Source organism: Paenibacillus fonticola DSM 21315, from assembly GCF_000381905.1.
In the GTDB taxonomy this organism is placed as follows: domain Bacteria; phylum Bacillota; class Bacilli; order Paenibacillales; family Paenibacillaceae; genus Fontibacillus; species Fontibacillus fonticola.
Genome location: NZ_KB907288.1, coordinates 1 through 16,442, shown reverse-complemented (window position 1 = coordinate 16,442; position 16,442 = coordinate 1). Strand labels below are relative to the sequence as shown.

The 16,442-nt window shown below is 51.4% G+C and carries 13 protein-coding genes; all 13 read left to right on the top strand.

Annotated features, from left to right (window positions below):
- The first annotated feature begins 6 nt into the window (after positions 1 to 6).
- The gene (gene sdaAA, locus G358_RS0127760; RefSeq protein ID WP_019640537.1) at positions 7 to 927 is read left to right on the top strand and encodes an L-serine ammonia-lyase, iron-sulfur-dependent, subunit alpha; all 921 of its coding nucleotides are present in this window, start codon (positions 7 to 9) and stop codon (positions 925 to 927) included.
- Positions 924 to 2,975 carry an alginate lyase family protein gene (locus G358_RS0127755; protein WP_019640536.1) on the top strand — a complete coding sequence of 684 codons (2,052 nt, stop codon included), beginning with the start codon at positions 924 to 926 and terminating at the stop codon, positions 2,973 to 2,975. Before sdaAA ends, G358_RS0127755 begins: the two co-directional genes overlap by 4 nt.
- Before the next feature lie 130 nt (positions 2,976 to 3,105).
- Positions 3,106 to 4,431: an ABC transporter substrate-binding protein gene (locus G358_RS0127750; protein ID WP_019640535.1), complete on the top strand. Its 1,326-nt coding sequence runs from the start codon at positions 3,106 to 3,108 to the stop codon at positions 4,429 to 4,431.
- Positions 4,432 to 4,838: 407 nt separating this feature from the next.
- Positions 4,839 to 5,795 carry a carbohydrate ABC transporter permease gene (locus G358_RS0127745; RefSeq protein ID WP_084662912.1) on the top strand — a complete coding sequence of 319 codons (957 nt, stop codon included), beginning with the start codon at positions 4,839 to 4,841 and terminating at the stop codon, positions 5,793 to 5,795.
- Positions 5,796 to 5,832: 37 nt separating this feature from the next.
- On the top strand, positions 5,833 to 6,657 hold the full coding sequence (locus G358_RS0127740) for a carbohydrate ABC transporter permease (protein ID WP_019640533.1): 825 nt from the start codon (positions 5,833 to 5,835) through the stop codon (positions 6,655 to 6,657).
- A gap of 87 nt (positions 6,658 to 6,744) precedes the next feature.
- Entirely contained in the window at positions 6,745 to 7,725 is a 981-nt protein-coding gene (locus G358_RS0127735) for a Gfo/Idh/MocA family protein (RefSeq protein ID WP_019640532.1), read from the top strand.
- Positions 7,715 to 8,632 carry a sugar phosphate isomerase/epimerase family protein gene (locus G358_RS0127730; protein WP_019640531.1) on the top strand — a complete coding sequence of 306 codons (918 nt, stop codon included), beginning with the start codon at positions 7,715 to 7,717 and terminating at the stop codon, positions 8,630 to 8,632. The genes G358_RS0127735 and G358_RS0127730 overlap by 11 nt, the downstream gene beginning before the upstream one ends.
- 31 nt (positions 8,633 to 8,663) lie before the next feature.
- Positions 8,664 to 9,998, top strand: a complete 1,335-nt coding sequence (locus tag G358_RS0127725; RefSeq protein WP_019640530.1) for a helix-turn-helix domain-containing protein — start codon at positions 8,664 to 8,666, stop codon at positions 9,996 to 9,998.
- On the top strand, positions 9,991 to 11,205 hold the full coding sequence (locus G358_RS0127720; protein ID WP_019640529.1) for a M20 metallopeptidase family protein: 1,215 nt from the start codon (positions 9,991 to 9,993) through the stop codon (positions 11,203 to 11,205). Before G358_RS0127725 ends, G358_RS0127720 begins: the two co-directional genes overlap by 8 nt.
- Positions 11,206 to 11,257: 52 nt before the next feature.
- Complete coding sequence (locus tag G358_RS0127715; protein WP_019640528.1) at positions 11,258 to 12,547, top strand: beta/alpha barrel domain-containing protein; 1,290 nt, start codon at positions 11,258 to 11,260, stop codon at positions 12,545 to 12,547.
- 159 nt (positions 12,548 to 12,706) lie between these two features.
- Positions 12,707 to 13,693, top strand: coding sequence for a dihydrodipicolinate synthase family protein (locus G358_RS31000; RefSeq protein ID WP_019640527.1), 987 nt, complete (start codon positions 12,707 to 12,709; stop codon positions 13,691 to 13,693).
- Between the two features lie 197 nt (positions 13,694 to 13,890).
- Positions 13,891 to 14,733: an aldo/keto reductase gene (locus tag G358_RS0127705; protein ID WP_019640526.1), complete on the top strand. Its 843-nt coding sequence runs from the start codon at positions 13,891 to 13,893 to the stop codon at positions 14,731 to 14,733.
- Between the two features lie 679 nt (positions 14,734 to 15,412).
- Positions 15,413 to 16,442 (top strand): group II intron reverse transcriptase/maturase (ltrA, locus tag G358_RS0127695; protein WP_019640524.1); only part of this gene is annotated, 1,030 nt, incomplete at its 3' end.

The window sequence follows — 16,442 nt, the reverse complement described above, 5'->3', positions numbered from 1 at the left end:
ACTTGGATGAATTTCAGCACGATTGAAGAGCTGGTGCAGCTGGCAGAGACGCAGGGCAAATCGCTGTCCGACATTATGATTGAGGAGGAAAGCGCGGCCGCCGAGCTTCCCCCGGAGCAAATTATAGCGAAGATGCGTGTTCAATTGGAAACGATGGAGCAGGCCGTACAGCGCGGCTTGACAGAGGAGGTCAAATCGCGCAGCGGCTTGACGGGCGGTGATGCACGCAAGCTGGAAAGCTATTTGCAGCGGGGGCAAGCGGTATCCGGCCTGCGAGTGATGCGCTCCGTCAGCCGCGCAATCGCTACGAATGAAGTCAATGCGGCCATGGGGACGATTGTCGCTACGCCAACCGCGGGAGCAAGCGGGGTGATTCCCGGCTGCTTATTCGGACTCGCGGAAGAACTCGGGGCTGATCGGGATGCGATGACACGTTTTTTGTTCACCGCAGGGGCGATCGGCTATGTCATCGCCAACCGGTCGTTTATTTCTGGCGCGGCCGGCGGCTGTCAGGCAGAAGTAGGCTCAGCTTCGGCCATGGCTGCAGGAGCGATTGTAGAGATGGCCGGCGGCACGCCAAGGCAGTCAGCCCATGCGGCAGCCATCGCGCTCAAGAACACGCTGGGCCTAGTCTGCGACCCGGTCGCAGGGCTCGTTGAGGTCCCTTGCGTGATGCGCAATGCGATGGGGGCCGCCAATGCGATGGTAGCCGCGGACTTGGCGCTGGCGCAAGTCGAGAGTGTGGTTCCGGCTGATGAAGTGATCCTCGCCATGTACCGGGTAGGCCAGGCGATGCCGGGAACGCTCAAAGAGACCGCGCTGGGCGGATTGGCGACGACGCCAACAGGGGAAAGGCACAGGCAGCGCTTGTTCGGATCAACTGCAGAGCAACATCCACTGCAGGACAAAGGAGAGATTAAGGAATGAGTATGATTTCAGCGCAAAACCGGCATTTTTACTGGAAGGAAGAGGACCGGCGCTTTATCGTCGACGCTTGCCGGAAACATTGGCCGGAAGAGGTAAATGAAGTTGTGCACCGAGCGGATTTGGCCTGCCGGAACACGTTTATTTTTACCCATCGGTGGGATATGGAGCGGTGTGAGGAAGAGGTTGTATTTCAGGACGGCATCAACTGGTATTACCGGCATAATGACGACCTGGAATGGCTGGTCATGCTGAATCGCGCCAGATATATGGGGGAACTGGGGCAAGCTTACTGGTTAACGGGCAAAGAAAAGTATGTGGAAGGCTATATTCGCCTGCTGAAGGACTGGATGAGACAAAACCCCTTAACAGAGGAAGAGGTGCTGTCGGCGGCCGATCGTGCCTACAATGTCAAGGATACGTGGCGTAAGCTGGATAGCGGAATCCGCATTACCCACTGGCTGAAAGGCTATTATTGCGTCCGCAGCTGTTCACTTTGGGGGACCGCGGAAGAAGAGCTTTTTAAGGAAGCGGTTAAACGGCATGGCATGTATTTAAATTTGGCTTATGTTTCGCACGATCGCCAGAGCAATTGGGGTTTTCTGGAGACCAACGGATTGTTCCAGCTTGCTCTTATGTTCCCGGAGCTGGAGGAGTCCACAGCTTGGCTGAATACGGCGCTGGAGCGGCTTGTGGATATGTGCCAAATTCAAGTGTTCAGTGACGGCCTGCAAAATGAGCAGTGCACGATGTATCATCACGAAGTGCTGCATTGCCTGTTTGAATCAATTTGGCTGGGCCAAATTAATGGAATCGATATACCCGATGTGATGAGTGATACGCTGAACCGGATGTATACCGCTTCACTTGCCTTCGTGCAGCCGGATGGACATCAGCCGATGCTCGGCGACAGCGACGGGACGGATATGCGCGACGTGCTGTGCCGGGGAGCCGTGCTGTTTAGCCGGAGCGATTTGAAGCGAATGGCTTATGAGCGGCTGGATTATGAAGGAATTTGGTTTTTTGGCGAAAGAGGTTATGACCGGTTTAACCAATTAGCCGCCACGGACCCGGATTTTACCTCAATTCATTTAAAAGATAGCGGCTACTGCTTCATGCGGAGCGACTGGAGCGCGAAGGCGCAGTACCTTGTTTTTGACGGCGGTCATATGGATGTGATCCGGGCCCATGGCCATGATGATTTACTGCATGTCAGTCTCTTTGCTCATGGCAGGGAGTTTCTTACCGATCCCGGCCGATATACGTATATGGAAACGGAAGACCGAAAGTACTTCATGGAATCGCTTCAGCATAATACTGTGTCGGTGGACGGACGGACGATTTCAACCTACGTCGATTCCTGGAAATGGGCCGATGCTGCTGGACCGCTTGACCGCTTTTGGAATTCAGGCCCTGGCTTCGATTACGTGCAGGCCGGTCATGACGGTTACTGGAGGCTGGAACAGCCTGTCCAGGTGCTGCGCCAGGTGCTGTTCGTAAAGCCTGATTATTGGATCATCGTAGATACTTGCCGTTCGAACGGTGAGCATGAATATACCCTTCCTTTTCACTTTGCTGAAGGATTGGAATTGGCGGTTCAGGAGAACGGAGCGATACAAGCTGCTGCTGCTGCTGCCGGAGGGCCGGTCTTGCACCTGATTCCGCTGACGTCTGTCCGCACGGAGACCGGCACCAGCTGGGTTTCCCGCAACTATAACGAGAAGAAGCCAGCGGTTAAGGCGGCTTTTGTGCAGAAGGGAAGCGGTTTTACCAAATTTGTAACGGTACTCTATCCGAGCAAGGAGGCGAATCAGAAGCTTCCGCTAGTTCAAGAAATTGCCGTTCTGGACAGTTACGGGGCTCCCGTTCCTTCCCATTTGGCTACGGCAGTGTCGGTGCAAAGGGAACAAAGCACAGAGGAAATCGTTTTTTCGCATCAAGGACCGCGGGGCTACATGTTTGGAGACCAGCATCTTAGCGGCGAAGTGCTTTTTGTTCAAAAAAGCGCATTACCCGGGAATGAAGTGAAACGTTACATCGTAAAAGTTTAATAAGGACTTTTTAAGGACATTGACCTTTAATAAAGGGATACAGTAATTTAAAAGTAAGTTCACAGAACATACACACATTTTGGAAAGCGCTTTAATTAGGTGAACAATCCAATCATTAGGGGGTTTTAGCTTGAAAAGTAAAAACAAAAAATGGGGGGCACTTCTGCTGGCTGTGATCTTGGTTTCTGCGCTTGTCATTTCCGGCTGCTCTTCGAACAAAAAAGAGGGCGGCGGGAATGTGGAACTGAAGCTCGGATTTTATTCCTCTGCCCAATCGGATGAAAAAATGCAAGAGCTGATTGCTAAATTCGAGGAAAAGCACCCGAACATTAAGGTTAAAACGGAATCATCTCCATATAATCAATTTTTCCAAAAACTGGATACGCAAATCGCTGCTGAAAGCGCTCCCGATTTATGGCTCTCAGACGGAGTGCTTGTACCCAAATATGCTGAGCGCGGCGTCTTGAAAGATTTGACGGAATGGATTCAGCGTGATTTGAAATCGGATGAATATTACGGACTGGATTTTAACAAAGATGCGGACGGAAAATATTGGGGAGTACCGCAAGGGATCCAAATCGCCGTGCTGTATTACAACAAAGACATTTTCGACGAAGCGCAGGTCGATTATCCAACAGAAGACTGGACCTGGGATGATCTTAAGGCTGCTGCAGAGAAGCTGACGAAAGACTCCAACGGGAAGTACGCAAACGACTCCGCATTCGACAAAAACAAAATCAGCCAGTATGGACTCACTTTCTTCAGTATTACGGAAGGCTGGATGACCGTGCTGAAATCTTACGGCGGGGGAGTGCTGGATGAAAGTTTAACTCAATCGATTATCGACTCGCCAGAAAATAAAGCGGCTTTGGATTGGATCGTTGACGGCATGCAGCGCGAACTGCTGCCGACCCCTTCTGACCTGAAGAGCTTCCAGAGCAACATGGCTCCATTTCCAAGCAAAGCGGCCGCGATGAGAATCGGAATCTATGCACGTACGATAGATGCGAATGCCGCAGAACTTAATTATGATGTAACTTTGCTGCCGAAAGGACCTGAAGGCAAGCGCTTCTCTCCAGTGATCGCCAACTCCTGGGTGATCAACAAGAAGGTGGATGGCGCGGTGGCTGACGCCGCGTGGGAATGGGTCAAATTTTGGGCGACGGAAGATGAAGTACAGAAAGAATGGGCTTCGCTTGGTGAGGCTGTGCCTGTAAAGAAATCCGTAGCCAACTCCGAACAGTTCCTCAGCGGCACACCAGCCAATAAGCAGGCTTTCCTGGACAGCTTCGAGTTTGCCGGAACGCTCGACGTCAATGCGGTATGGAGCGAATGGGTCGGCAAGTTCAATGACAACATCAACCGGGCTTTTGAAGGGGAAATTGCTGTAGACCAGGCGATGAAGCTGGCCGACGAGGAAGTACAGAAAGTGCTGGATGAATTTTATAAGAAATAACTTTAACTTCGGCGCAAACTAATTCGTTTTCCGGGATGAGGCAATACGCGGAGGCAGGACTGGCACGAATCGTGCCAGTCCTCAAGTTTCCGCTGTCCTCATGTTGTATATATAAGCTGAGCTAAAAAATAGGATACAGGCAAGGGAGAAAAATGATTCCGAAGAAAACGGAAAGCTTTCTGAAAGAAAGCTGCTTTGAGAGTATACGCTTGTGGTCGCCTTTGTGAGCGAATTTCTACCTTTTATAAATCTATACCATCCAAGAAATCTGGGAGCAACAGGGATCGTAGGAACATTTTACGTACTGCCCCACATCCATTTCAATTGCTCAACTTATATAGAAAGTTGATCTGCTCGGGGAATTGCGCTCGAGTTACAAACGTCAAACAGAAAGTGTGATAACCATGATGGAAAAAACGGAAACCGTAAGGGCGGGAAACAAACCGTTATCAACCCGCTATAAAAGGAGACGTTTCAATAGCGATAGTAAATGGGGATTGCTCATGGTAACCCCATATATCGTTCATTTTCTCGTATTTGTACTTGGTTCACTGCTCGCTTCCTTGTATTTCAGTTTTTCTCATTATGACATTTTGAATCCTCCACAATGGGCGGGCTTAGCGAATTACAAAAAGCTGTTCCAGGAAGCGGTTTTCTGGAAAGCGATGTGGAACACCATTTACTTCACCGTCCTCTTTGTGCCGCTTCAGACGATATTGGCTCTAATCCTGGCGACGGCACTGAATCAGAAGCTCCGGGCGCTAAAATTTTTTCGATTGGCGCATTTTGTGCCGGTCATTTCGTCATGGACGGTCATTTTGTATGTATCTGACGCGATCTTTAACCCCCGCTTCGGCATGGCGAACTCGTTCCTGATAAAGGTTGGCCTCGATCCGCAAAAATGGCTGCAGGATGAACGCATGGTCATCCCGCTGCTTGTCATGATCGCGGTCTGGAAAGGGATCGGGTATATTATGGTCATTTTCCTGGCTGGATTGCAGAATGTGCCTAGTGATGTGTATGAGGCCGCAGAGATTGATGGGGCGGGGACATTCCGCAAATTTATGCACATTACTGTCCCGCTTATTTCGGGGACGACTTTCCTTGTACTTATTTTAAGTACTATTTCCACATTCCAGGCATTTGAGCAAATCTATGTAATGACCGGGGGAGCGCTGGATGCTTCGTCTGCGGGCGGACCAAACAAGTCGAGCCTAGTGTTGATGATTTATTTGTATCAGGAAGGCTTCTCTTTCCTGCGAATGGGATATGCTTCCGCAATAGCCTGGGTACTGTTTGTCATCCTGTTTATCCTTACCGCAGTACAGGTCACGCTTCAGAAAAAGTGGGTGCATTACGAATGATTCGTTGCTGCAGCATTAAGAGAGGAGAACCTCTGCTATGAAATTAAACCGGGTTCGTAAAACGGCAGGCTATGCCGTCATTATTATAAGCTCACTCGTCATGATTTTGCCGTTTCTGACTACTTTATTCAACTCACTGAAAACGTACGCGCAATACACGGCCGTTCCGCCAAAATGGTTCCCGAATCCGATTCAATGGAGCAATTATTCGGAAGTGTGGAAGCTTGGGCCGTTTGGTCAATATACGATGAACAGTGCTATTGTTACGGTGCTTTCCGTCGGCGGTGCGCTGATCTCCTGCTCCATGGTCGCTTATGCCTTTGCGCGGCTTCGTTTTCCGTTAAAAAATACGCTCTTTATGATCGTGCTCGGGACGATGATGATTCCGCCCGTAGTTTTGATCATTCCGCAGTTTGTCATTTTTAAATACATGCATATGCTGGATACGCTGACACCGCTGTGGATTATTGAATGGCTGGCACAGCCGTTTGGCATATTCCTGATGCGTCAGGCATTTCTCGCCATTCCGAAAGACTATGAAGAGTCTGCCAAACTGGACGGATGCAATCCGTTTCAAATTTACTGGAAAATCTTCCTGCCGATGTGCAAACCGACCTTCGCTACACTGGCCGTCTTTACATTTATGACAAAATGGAACGAAATATTGTCCCCGGCAATCTTCCTGACCTCGAAGGAAAATTTCACGCTGCCGATCGGCATTTTGTCCATGGCCGGGCAGTGGTCTGGAAACGAGCAGTATATGGTGGCTGCCGCGTTGATGAGCTTGGTGCCTATTCTTTTCGTGTTCCTGTTTGCGGAGAAATACTTTGTGCAAGGCGCAAATTCCTCCGGGATAAAGTAACGGAACAATTTGTGCCAAGGCGCAAATTCTTCCGGGATAAAGTAAACAGAACAATTTGTGCCACCTAATAGCGAGGAGGGAGAGCCGATGCTGTATCGGGTTGCGCTGATCGGCGCGGGAATTATATCCCGGAATCATTTGGACGCGATCAGACAAATGGAACAGCTTCAGGCTGTTGCAGTAGCGGACATAGATGAATCCACGGGCCGGACGGTAAGTAAACAATACGGAATTAGGTATTATGCGGATTACCGGGAAATGATCGTCAAGGAGAAGCCTGACATTGCGATCATTGCGCTGCCCCATTATTTGCATGAACAATGCGCAGTATGGTGTGCTGGGCATGGATGCCATTTGCTGCTGGAGAAGCCTATGGCTCTAAGCACGGCGGAATGCGATACGATTCTGGAAGCGGTCAGCAAGGCGGGAGTCCAGTTGATGGTAGGCCATACGCAGCATTATTTGCCAGCGAATTTGCAGGCCAAGGCACTGATCGAGAGCGGGGAGCTGGGAAAACTCATTGCGATCCATGATACGCGGCATTTATACTATTTTAATGAAAACCGTCCCGCCTGGTTTCTCGACAAAAAGAAAGCCGGCGGCGGGATTTTGATGAATTTAGGGGCCCATTCGATCGACAAAATACAATGGCTTACGAACAGCCGGATTACAAAGGTGAAAGCTGCATTGTCATATGAAGGAGAACGGGGCAATGTAGAAGGCAGCGGGTGTATTTTTCTGGAAACGTCTAATGGCGTGCCGGCAGTCATTGTGCAATCCGGCTATACCGGGGTGGCGAAGGATGAGACCGAGCTTATTTTCTCCAGGGGGATGATCAAGCTTATTTCAGCCAAGGGAGTTTGGGTCAGCCGCGAAGGGCAATATGAGGAGCTTGAGCCAAGGGAGGCCTCCGATCCGTTTGTCCTGCAGTTTAAAGATTTACTGCAGGCGATTCAGAGCAAGACAGAGCCCGACAGCTCGGGCCAATATGCGAGATCGGTAATTACGGCACTTGAAGCGGTATACCGGTCAGGCGAGACAGGAGTGGAGCAGCAAGTTGACAACTAATCGAAGTTTTACAGCGCCGATTCAATTCAGCATGTGCACGACCGGATTGAAAACGCTGCCTATTGAAGAGATCATTGCGGAAGCCCAGCGTATGCAGCTGCAAGGATTAGAAATTTGGAGCGGCCATATCGAGGATTATTTGAACCGGGGCGGGACGCTGGGCGAGCTGCATGCGCTGCTTGCAGCCGGTGGCCTATTCGTACCTGCCATCAGTGAATACACTTATTTTACTAAGGGCCTGGAAGCGTGCAAGGAGGATATTGCCCTTGTTCAGCGGGCGGCTGAATGGGCTAAGGCGCTGCAATGTCCGCGGATTCGTACTTTTGCCGGACATATCCCGTCCAGGGAAGCAACGAGCGAGCAATGGGACCTTGTAATGGAAGGTTTATATGAGGCCCTTCAAGCCTGCAAACAGCAGGAGGTTGCCCTGGCCATCGAAATTCATAACAATACGCTTGCGGATACGGAGGACAGTTTGCAGAAATTGATGACAGTGTCTTCATCCACTCCAGCGAACGCTGATCAAGATCATACCGTAAATGAAACAGTCCCAAATAATGGCGCACCGCTCGAATTGATTTACGATGGCTTTAATTTATTCGTGGATCATTTTGATCAGGCGTACCGCTTGGGTATCCTCGAGCGTTTTTACCCCGTTATTTCACACGTGCATTTCAAGGATTATCACTGGAATCATGAGGATTGGAGCAAGGGTGAGGCGGTATCGGTGCTTCAGGGGGATGCCGGGCATGCGGCTATTTTGGATAAGCTGCTTGAATTGCAATACACAGGGTTTATTTCTTTGGAATATTTCAATGAGCGTGTGGTGGAGTTAGTGCAGCAATCGTTAGCGGAATTGTCCATCTATATTAAGGAGCGGCCGCCGAGGACTCCAAGCCCGGAATAAGTGTCCGATCCAGATCGCGGAGGTGACGAGCATGTCGATGAACATGAAGGTGGCAGTAATCGGGCCGCATGACCTGGTCGATGCGGTGCTGCGTATTGGATCTATATATTCAGAGCTGTCCATGCTCCCGGCCCCATACCGACATGAACGGGAGACGCTTGAGGTCATAGGAAAAGTAAGGGATCAGGCCGACATTTTACTTTTTACGGGTCCAATTCCTTATCAGATTGCTCTGGACGCCTCCCCGGACATCCCGATGGTTCACGTCTATTATTCCGGAACGGCTTTATATAAAGTATTGTTTGATTTTTATCGCCAGAAACTGCTGTCTTTCGACGAAGGCCTCCCGATCAGCGTAGATGTCCTGCGGCGCAATGAGGTAGAGGAGCCGCTCAACGAGATCGGTCTGCCTTTTCACGAAATTTATATTAAATCTTATGAATCCGGCATGAGTTATGAAGAACTCGTTGCGTTTCATTATGATTTGTGGCAGGCGGGGAAGGTGGCGGTAACGGTAACTTGCGTCACTTCGGTGTATCACAGGCTGAAGGCCCTCGGGGTGCCGGTCTTCCGCGTCGTGCCGACCCAGTCCTCAATCCGGGATTGCCTTAATTGCGCCCTGCTTGAAGGAAAAAGCCTTCGCTACAGCAGCACGCAGATTGCAGTTGGCATTATGAATATCGATAATTTTGAGAAATTTACCAAGGAAGCATCGTCCGAGTACGAAATTCAGCGTAAAAAAATCATTCTGCAGCAAATTTTAATTGACTTCGGTGAAGAAACCCAGTCGCTTATAAAATGGAGCAATTCCGACGAAGTTTCGTTCATCACCACCCGCGGAATTATTGAACAGGTTACCCGCAAATTTCAGGATGCGCCGCTGCTGCTGGAAATTATGGAGCGCCTGCAATGGAACGCCAGCATCGGTATTGGGATCGGGCGAACGGCGAATGAGGCGGAGGGCAAGGCGAGAGAGGCTTTGCTCAAAGCGAAGGCTGGCGGTGGCGGCAACTGTTTTCTCATCATGCAGGATGGGATGGTTTACGGGCCAATGGGCTCGGAGCTGACGCTGGAGTATTCGGCGCGAAGCGAAAATCCCGAATTAATCTCGCTGGCCAAAAAAGTCGGCCTTAGCGTCGGCACGATCAATAAGCTGATTTCGCTGTGCCGCCGGCTTGGGACGTCAACGATTACCGCTGCACAGCTGGCAGAGGGCTTTGGAATTACGCTTCGCAGCGCCCGGCGCATCATGGCTGCTCTGGAGAAATATGAAATCGCCCGCATCGTTGGAGAGGAGCAGCCTGCTGGCCGCGGCAGACCTAGGCAAATCTATGCTCTGGACCTAGAAGGAGTTGACTATGAATAATAAAAGTCTGCGGCAAGCAGCCGTTTCGCTGGAAGAGGAGATTATTTCCTTGCGCCGGCATTTGCATCAATATCCGGAGCTTGGCTTCCAGGAGTTCATTACTTCGCAGTATGTGGCGTCGTATTTGGAGCAGCTTGGCCTGAAGGTGCAGCGCGGCGTAGCCGGCACCGGCGTTGTCGCGCTGCTCGAGACCGGGCGGCCCGGCCCATGCATTGCGGTCCGGGCCGATATGGACGCCCTGCCGCTAGAGGAGCGGACAGGGCTGCCCTTCGCATCGCGGCATGAAGGCGCGATGCATGCCTGCGGCCATGACGGCCACATGGCCATGGCGCTCGGCGCTGCCCGGATGCTGACCGGAATACAGCGGGAGCTGGCCGGGACGGTCAAGTTCATCTTCCAGCCGGCGGAGGAAATGCTGGGCGGAGCCCGGCATATGATTGACGCCGGAGTGCTGGAATCGCCGCGCGTGGATGGCATTATCGGCCTGCATTTATGGCCGGATTTGCCGACGGGCCGCTTCGGCGTGAAAGCGGGCACCGTTATGGCGAGCATGGATCATGTCGACATAACGGTGCATGGCCAGGCCGGGCACGGCGCCGCGCCGCATCAGGGCGTGGATGCGATCATCGCCGCCGCGCAGGTGCTCTCCGCGCTGCAGGTGCTGGTCAGCCGGGAGAGCGATCCGGCTGACGCCGTCGTACTGAGCATGGGCTCGATTCACGGAGGAAGCTTACCGAACATCATTGCCGATCAGGTGGAAATCCGCGGTACCGTCCGGGCCATAAATGCTGCCGCGCGTGAAAGAATGCGCTCAAGAATTACCGGGCTTGCCCAGGCGGTAGCGGCAGGTTTGAATGCCCGGGCAGACGTGCGTTACGAATTCGGGTACCCCCCGACGGTAAATGATGAGTTATGGATTCAATATGCGGAGGAGGCCATTTGCGGCTTGTTCGGGACTGAGGCAATCCACAGGCTGCCCCATTCCCAAATGACGAGCGAGGATATGGCGTATTACATGGAGCATGTTCCGGGTGCATTTTTGCTGATCGGTACAGGCGGTACAGGGCAGGGACGCTACCCGCTTCATCATCCCCAGCTGGCGATCGACGAACAGTCGCTGCCCTATGGGGCCGCATTTCTCGCTCAGTTTGTACAAAATTTTTTGCAGGGAAAGAAGGAAAAAGATTTTACCCAGGAAGGACAGTAGCCGGACATTGTTGAATAAACTCTTCAAGGACCTAAACTACAGGGGGATGAAGATGACTAACGGCCTTATTCTGCCTTCACGGGCTCTTATTCAAAGTGAGGATGCCTCCCGCATCCGTCACGATTATGAACGGTTCCGCTGCGGAATGCCCGGGGAAATCGAAAATTATTTGCTGGAAACGTATAAGCTCGATGTATCTTCCCGTTATGGGGCCCGGCGGATCAAAAATCCGTTCGGCAAAGCAGCGGGACAGTTGTCGTTAAATTTAAACCAAGTCCAGGGTGATATTACAGCTGGTCTTGGTTTTGTCGTGCTAAAGACGGTCATCGCCGAAGATGACAAAGGCGTCCGCTCCATGAAGGATTGGGCTGTGAAAGAGTCGAAAATGGTTGTCAGCCGCATTACAGGCAAAGAATCAGGGGAGCAAGGCTGGAATGTGACATGGCAAGGCCGAGGCTGGCACGGTTCGCTCGCCTCCTATATCGAGTTTTTTAAAGCCGCACTTGAACTTGGCCGCGGCGGAGGCACCGTGATTGTGCCGTCCTGCAAGTATCACTTGCCTGGTCCCGAGGAGCGCGATTTCCAGATGGAGGAGTATGCTTATACAACCCGTCTGCTGGAGCAAATCTGGCGGGCAGCCGGGCAGGAGGGGCCCCTGCAAATGGAGAAGGATTTCAGCCCGACATTAGCAGGCTCCGATAAAGCAAAGCAGCAGGAGACGGTTTTGAATTGGCTGCGTGAGGTGCCCCGGCGTATTAAAAATTGTCTTCCCAACGGTTCGATTGTCCTTGGCATCAAATTAATGAATACGATCTTTACCGACAACTTCCAGATTCGGGCGTTCCGGGCTCTGCTTGAGGAGGGCGAACAACGTCCGGATTATATCGTGTATGCCAATCGGTTATATGATCAAGGGCGAAGATTTGCCGGAAAAATGGGCGCAGCCTACGGAGGTCCAGACTTAAGCGCGCGCAATTTGCGCATTCTGACCGAGCTGCGGTCGATGGAGCTGCGGGGACAACTGGCCGCTCCCATACCGGCATTATCGGGCACAGGCAATGTGCATTCCGGGAAAATGGCGCTGGAGTACGCTTTGCGGGGAGCGGCCAGCGTGCAGATGCACACGATGTTCCAAAAACCCGGAAGCGCTTACGGAATGCGGATCGGCACCAAAACAGAGCGGGCGCTGCATGAGCTGTATTTTCATCCTGTTACCGGGCTGGTCCCTTGGATGCTGCATTTACGCGAAGCAAAGGAGACTCCCGACCATGACGGGGTTCTGTCATTTCAAGCAGTGACGGAATGGTACCGGAACAAGGGGAAGGATTACTTTCTTGCCTGAAGGCATGGAAAGTATTGTGGCCGACCGGCCGTCATCATGCAGTGCAACATCTGTGTTGGGATGCTGGATGTTGAGATGTTGAGATATTGAGATATTGAGCGCGGCGTGCGGCAAGAAAACTTTGGTTCAAGGCGAAGGGGAAAGAGGGGAAATCATACTATGCATCTGGAAGAGAAAATCAAGCGGACGATGCGGGGCGGACTGATCTCTGCTGTCCCAGTGCCGCGCTATGAAAGCGGACAGATTCATGAGGCGGCGCAAGCTGCATATGCCCGCTATTTGGCAGCGCAGCGGATTGCTGGAGTTGCGGTTTGGGTACATACCGGGCGGGGCCTGTATTTGAGCCGTGAGCAGCGGCAATATATTTTACATTCCTGGAAAAGCGCATTGCATGACAGCCAAGTGGTCATTTGCGGGGTTGGTGCGCTTCAGAATGATGCGCTAAAGGGCAGCGAACAGTTAAAGAAATGGCAGAGCGACAGCATAACTATGGCCAAAGATGCGATCTCGGGCGGCGCGGACGCCTTGCTCGTATTTCCGCCGGTCATTTTGAATCCATTGCCGGAGCGTGAACGGGAGGATGCCGTTGTCGCTTATCATTCCGCTTTAGCGGCGCTTGGATGCCCGCTAATTTTATTTTATTTATATGAAGCGGCAGGGGGGATGGCCTATTCTTTGGAGTTATTGCGCAGGCTGTTGGCTATCCCGGGGGTGATCGGCATCAAAATAGCCACTTTGGACAGCGTGATGACGATGCAGCGTACCGCCCGTCTTCTCGAGCAGGAGTTTCCAGATCAGCTGCATATTACCGGAGAGGATCGCATGTTCGGCTATGCGCTGATGCGCGGGGCGCAAAGTGCTTTGGTCGGCCTCGGCGCGGCATTTCCGAATGTGCAGGCTGATTTAATTACGGCATTCCAGGAAAACAGATATGCGGATTTCATCGATTTATCGGCCCGAGTTGATGGCTTTGCCGAAGAGACCTTTACTGAACCGATGGACAAATATATTTTAAGAATGCTGCATTGCCTTGCCGCCGCGAAGGTGATACCGGAAGAAGCCGCTTTTGATATTGCCGGATATGAAATGACGAAAGAAGAACTGGCGGAAATTCGCAAGGCCATCGGCGACTATCGTTTGTATTAATGGAGCAGCCCTTGGGAAAGTTCGTTTGTCCTGCCCATCCCAGCCGTCAGCATTAAAAATGAAAAAATCCCTTCATAATAGAGTTGTTAGTAGAGTTGTGGGTTGCTGCCAGAGTTGCGAGTTGTTGATAGAGTTTGCGCCGGATTTTTCCATAAAATTGTTGGTGTTAGATCACTTTATTAGAGGAGGTATTTGTTATGCCTAATCATCTGCAGGATACGGTTACACTGAATAACGGAGTTAAAATGCCCTGGTTTGGTCTTGGCGTTTACTTGGCTAAGGAAGGCGCCGAGGTGGAGAACGCTGTAAAAGCCGCTATTGATTACGGGTATCGGAGTATTGATACCGCTGCTGCCTATCATAATGAGGAAGGTGTTGGCCGGGCGGTTACACAAGCGATTCAGCATAACGGATTGTCCCGCGAAAATTTGTTCATTACGACCAAGGTGTGGAACTCGGATCAAGGTTATGAATCCACTTTGGAGGCTTTCGAGAAGAGCCTGAGCCGATTGAAGCTCGACTATGTTGATCTGTATCTTGTTCACTGGCCGGTAAAGGAGAAGTATAAGGACACGTGGAAGGCACTCGAGAAAATTTATAAGGAAGGCAAGGCTCGTGCGATCGGTGTTAGCAATTTTCAAATCCATCATTTAGAGGATCTGCTTCAGGACAGTGAAGTGGTGCCGACGGTCAACCAGGTCGAGCTGCATCCGGAGCTGACTCAGAAGGAACTGCTCCAATACTGCCATGATCAAGGCATCCGCCTTGAAGCGTGGTCTCCGCTCGGACAAGGAAACTTGCTGGATCACGAAGTGCTGCAGGGCATTGCCAAGAAGCACGGCAAGTCTGTGGCCCAGGTCATATTGCGATGGGATCTGCAAAATGGTGTGGTCGTGATCCCGAAATCGGTAAATCCGGACCGGATTGCCCAGAATGGGAATATTTTTGATTTCGTGCTGGACGCGGATGACATGCGGACGATAGATCAATTAAACCGGAATCGCCGCTTTGGCTCAGATCCGGATAACTTTAATATTTGATGCTGCCACGTTTTTAACGCAACTTCGATTTAATGCTATCACGGTTTGTCACTGTTTTCATTTGACGTTACAGCGGTATACTGTTCTCCACAGCATAAATATAAAGAGGCGGTCCCCAAAACTACTTTTGGGGGACCGCTTCTTTGTTTAGGCGCGTGCCCAGCTAAGCACGTATCTTCTAGCCGGTGAAAGTCCGGTCGCGGGAGGAGCCAAGACCCCACGTAGCTAGGATACTTGCGTATGGCGAAATCTGTACGTAAAAGCGTATCGACGAAAGTACCTGTCAGAGACAGGGCGAGCAACATACCAGGCCGTAACATAAAGTGAATCCTGCCGCGTCGTCAAAAAGGCCCCGCGAGGGGGAAAAGAGGAAGCCGAGTCCCGGTCTAATGGACGAAGGCCATGGAAACTGTCAGGAACTTGGAGCGGCAGTGAAGAAACCTCCGGCGTAAGGGGATCGGCATGGTATGAAAGAGGATGCAGTGAACTGGGGAGACCCTCCCCTGCACGGAAAGTTTTTTTTCGTAGCGAGATACTCTATAAGCCAACAGGCGAAGTGAGATATCTGCAGGAAGGGAGTCCGAGGGGTGAATAGTACCGGGGAACGCAGGACAACACAACCTGCGGGAGGAAAGTCGCCCTGCTTTGTTCATGTTTTTTTTTTAGGAGGTACGAGTCAGTGAATGCCAAACGGCTAACGACACCAAAGGAAAACGTTCAACAACTCCAGGAAAAACTAGGTCATGCGGCCAAGGAAAATAAGAAGCGAAGATTCCACGCACTGTACGACAAGGTCTATCGAATGGACATCTTAGAGGAAGCCTGGCGGAGGGTACGAGCCAACAAAGGGTCGGCCGGAATCGATGGAGAAACATTATCGGATATCGAGAAGCAGGGAGAAGCGCATTTCCTGCAAGAGTGCCAAAGACGCCTGAAGGAAGGCAAGTACCATCCACAGCCCGTCCGTCGGCACTACATTCCTAAGAAAGACGGGAAACAAAGACCGCTGGGAATCCCGACCATCCGAGACCGTGTCATACAGATGGCAACAAAACTAATCATGGAACCGATCTTCGAAGCGGATTTTCAGGAATCATCATTTGGGTTCCGTCCGAAACGAAGTGCGAAGGGGGCGCTGGACCGAATCCGAAAGGCCTGCAACCGTAAAGGGAATTGGGTGGTCGACGTTGACATCCAGGGCTACTTTGACAACATCAACCAAGAGAAGCTGATGAAACTGGTAGAAATGCGAATCAGCGACAGACGCATCTTGAAGTTGGTGCGGAAGTGGCTAAACGCGGGCGTGATGGAGGAAGGGAGAGTCAGGCGCTCGGACATGGGCACACCGCAAGGCGGTGTGATTTCCCCGCTGCTTGCGAACATCTATCTGAATTACTTCGATATCCTATGGGAACGACATGGCAGTGGAATCGGGGAACTTACGCGCTACGCGGATGACCTCGTCGTCGTATGCAAAACGAAGAAAGACGCAGATCGGGCGTATGAGCTTATCCATGCGATCATGGGGCGTCTGGAACTTACTTTGCATCCAACCAAAACACGTATCGTCGGGCTATGGACGGGAGAAGAAGGGTTTGATTTTCTAGGCATGCACCATCGCAAGACGAAAGCCGAAACCTCACAGGGGAAAGTGTACTACACAACGCAGCAATGGCTATGTCGGAAAGCGGAGGAACATATCCGGGAAG

Coding starts and splice junctions, on each gene's coding strand:
- G358_RS0127705 (WP_019640526.1), top strand. CDS start 13,891: ATGCCTAATCATCTGCAGGATACGGTTACACTGAATAACGGAGTTAAA.
- G358_RS0127745 (WP_084662912.1), top strand. CDS start 4,839: ATGGAAAAAACGGAAACCGTAAGGGCGGGAAACAAACCGTTATCAACC.
- G358_RS31000 (WP_019640527.1), top strand. CDS start 12,707: ATGCATCTGGAAGAGAAAATCAAGCGGACGATGCGGGGCGGACTGATC.
- G358_RS0127720 (WP_019640529.1), top strand. CDS start 9,991: ATGAATAATAAAAGTCTGCGGCAAGCAGCCGTTTCGCTGGAAGAGGAG.
- G358_RS0127755 (WP_019640536.1), top strand. CDS start 924: ATGAGTATGATTTCAGCGCAAAACCGGCATTTTTACTGGAAGGAAGAG.
- G358_RS0127715 (WP_019640528.1), top strand. CDS start 11,258: ATGACTAACGGCCTTATTCTGCCTTCACGGGCTCTTATTCAAAGTGAG.
- sdaAA (WP_019640537.1), top strand. CDS start 7: ATGAATTTCAGCACGATTGAAGAGCTGGTGCAGCTGGCAGAGACGCAG.
- G358_RS0127725 (WP_019640530.1), top strand. CDS start 8,664: ATGTCGATGAACATGAAGGTGGCAGTAATCGGGCCGCATGACCTGGTC.
- G358_RS0127735 (WP_019640532.1), top strand. CDS start 6,745: ATGCTGTATCGGGTTGCGCTGATCGGCGCGGGAATTATATCCCGGAAT.
- G358_RS0127740 (WP_019640533.1), top strand. CDS start 5,833: ATGAAATTAAACCGGGTTCGTAAAACGGCAGGCTATGCCGTCATTATT.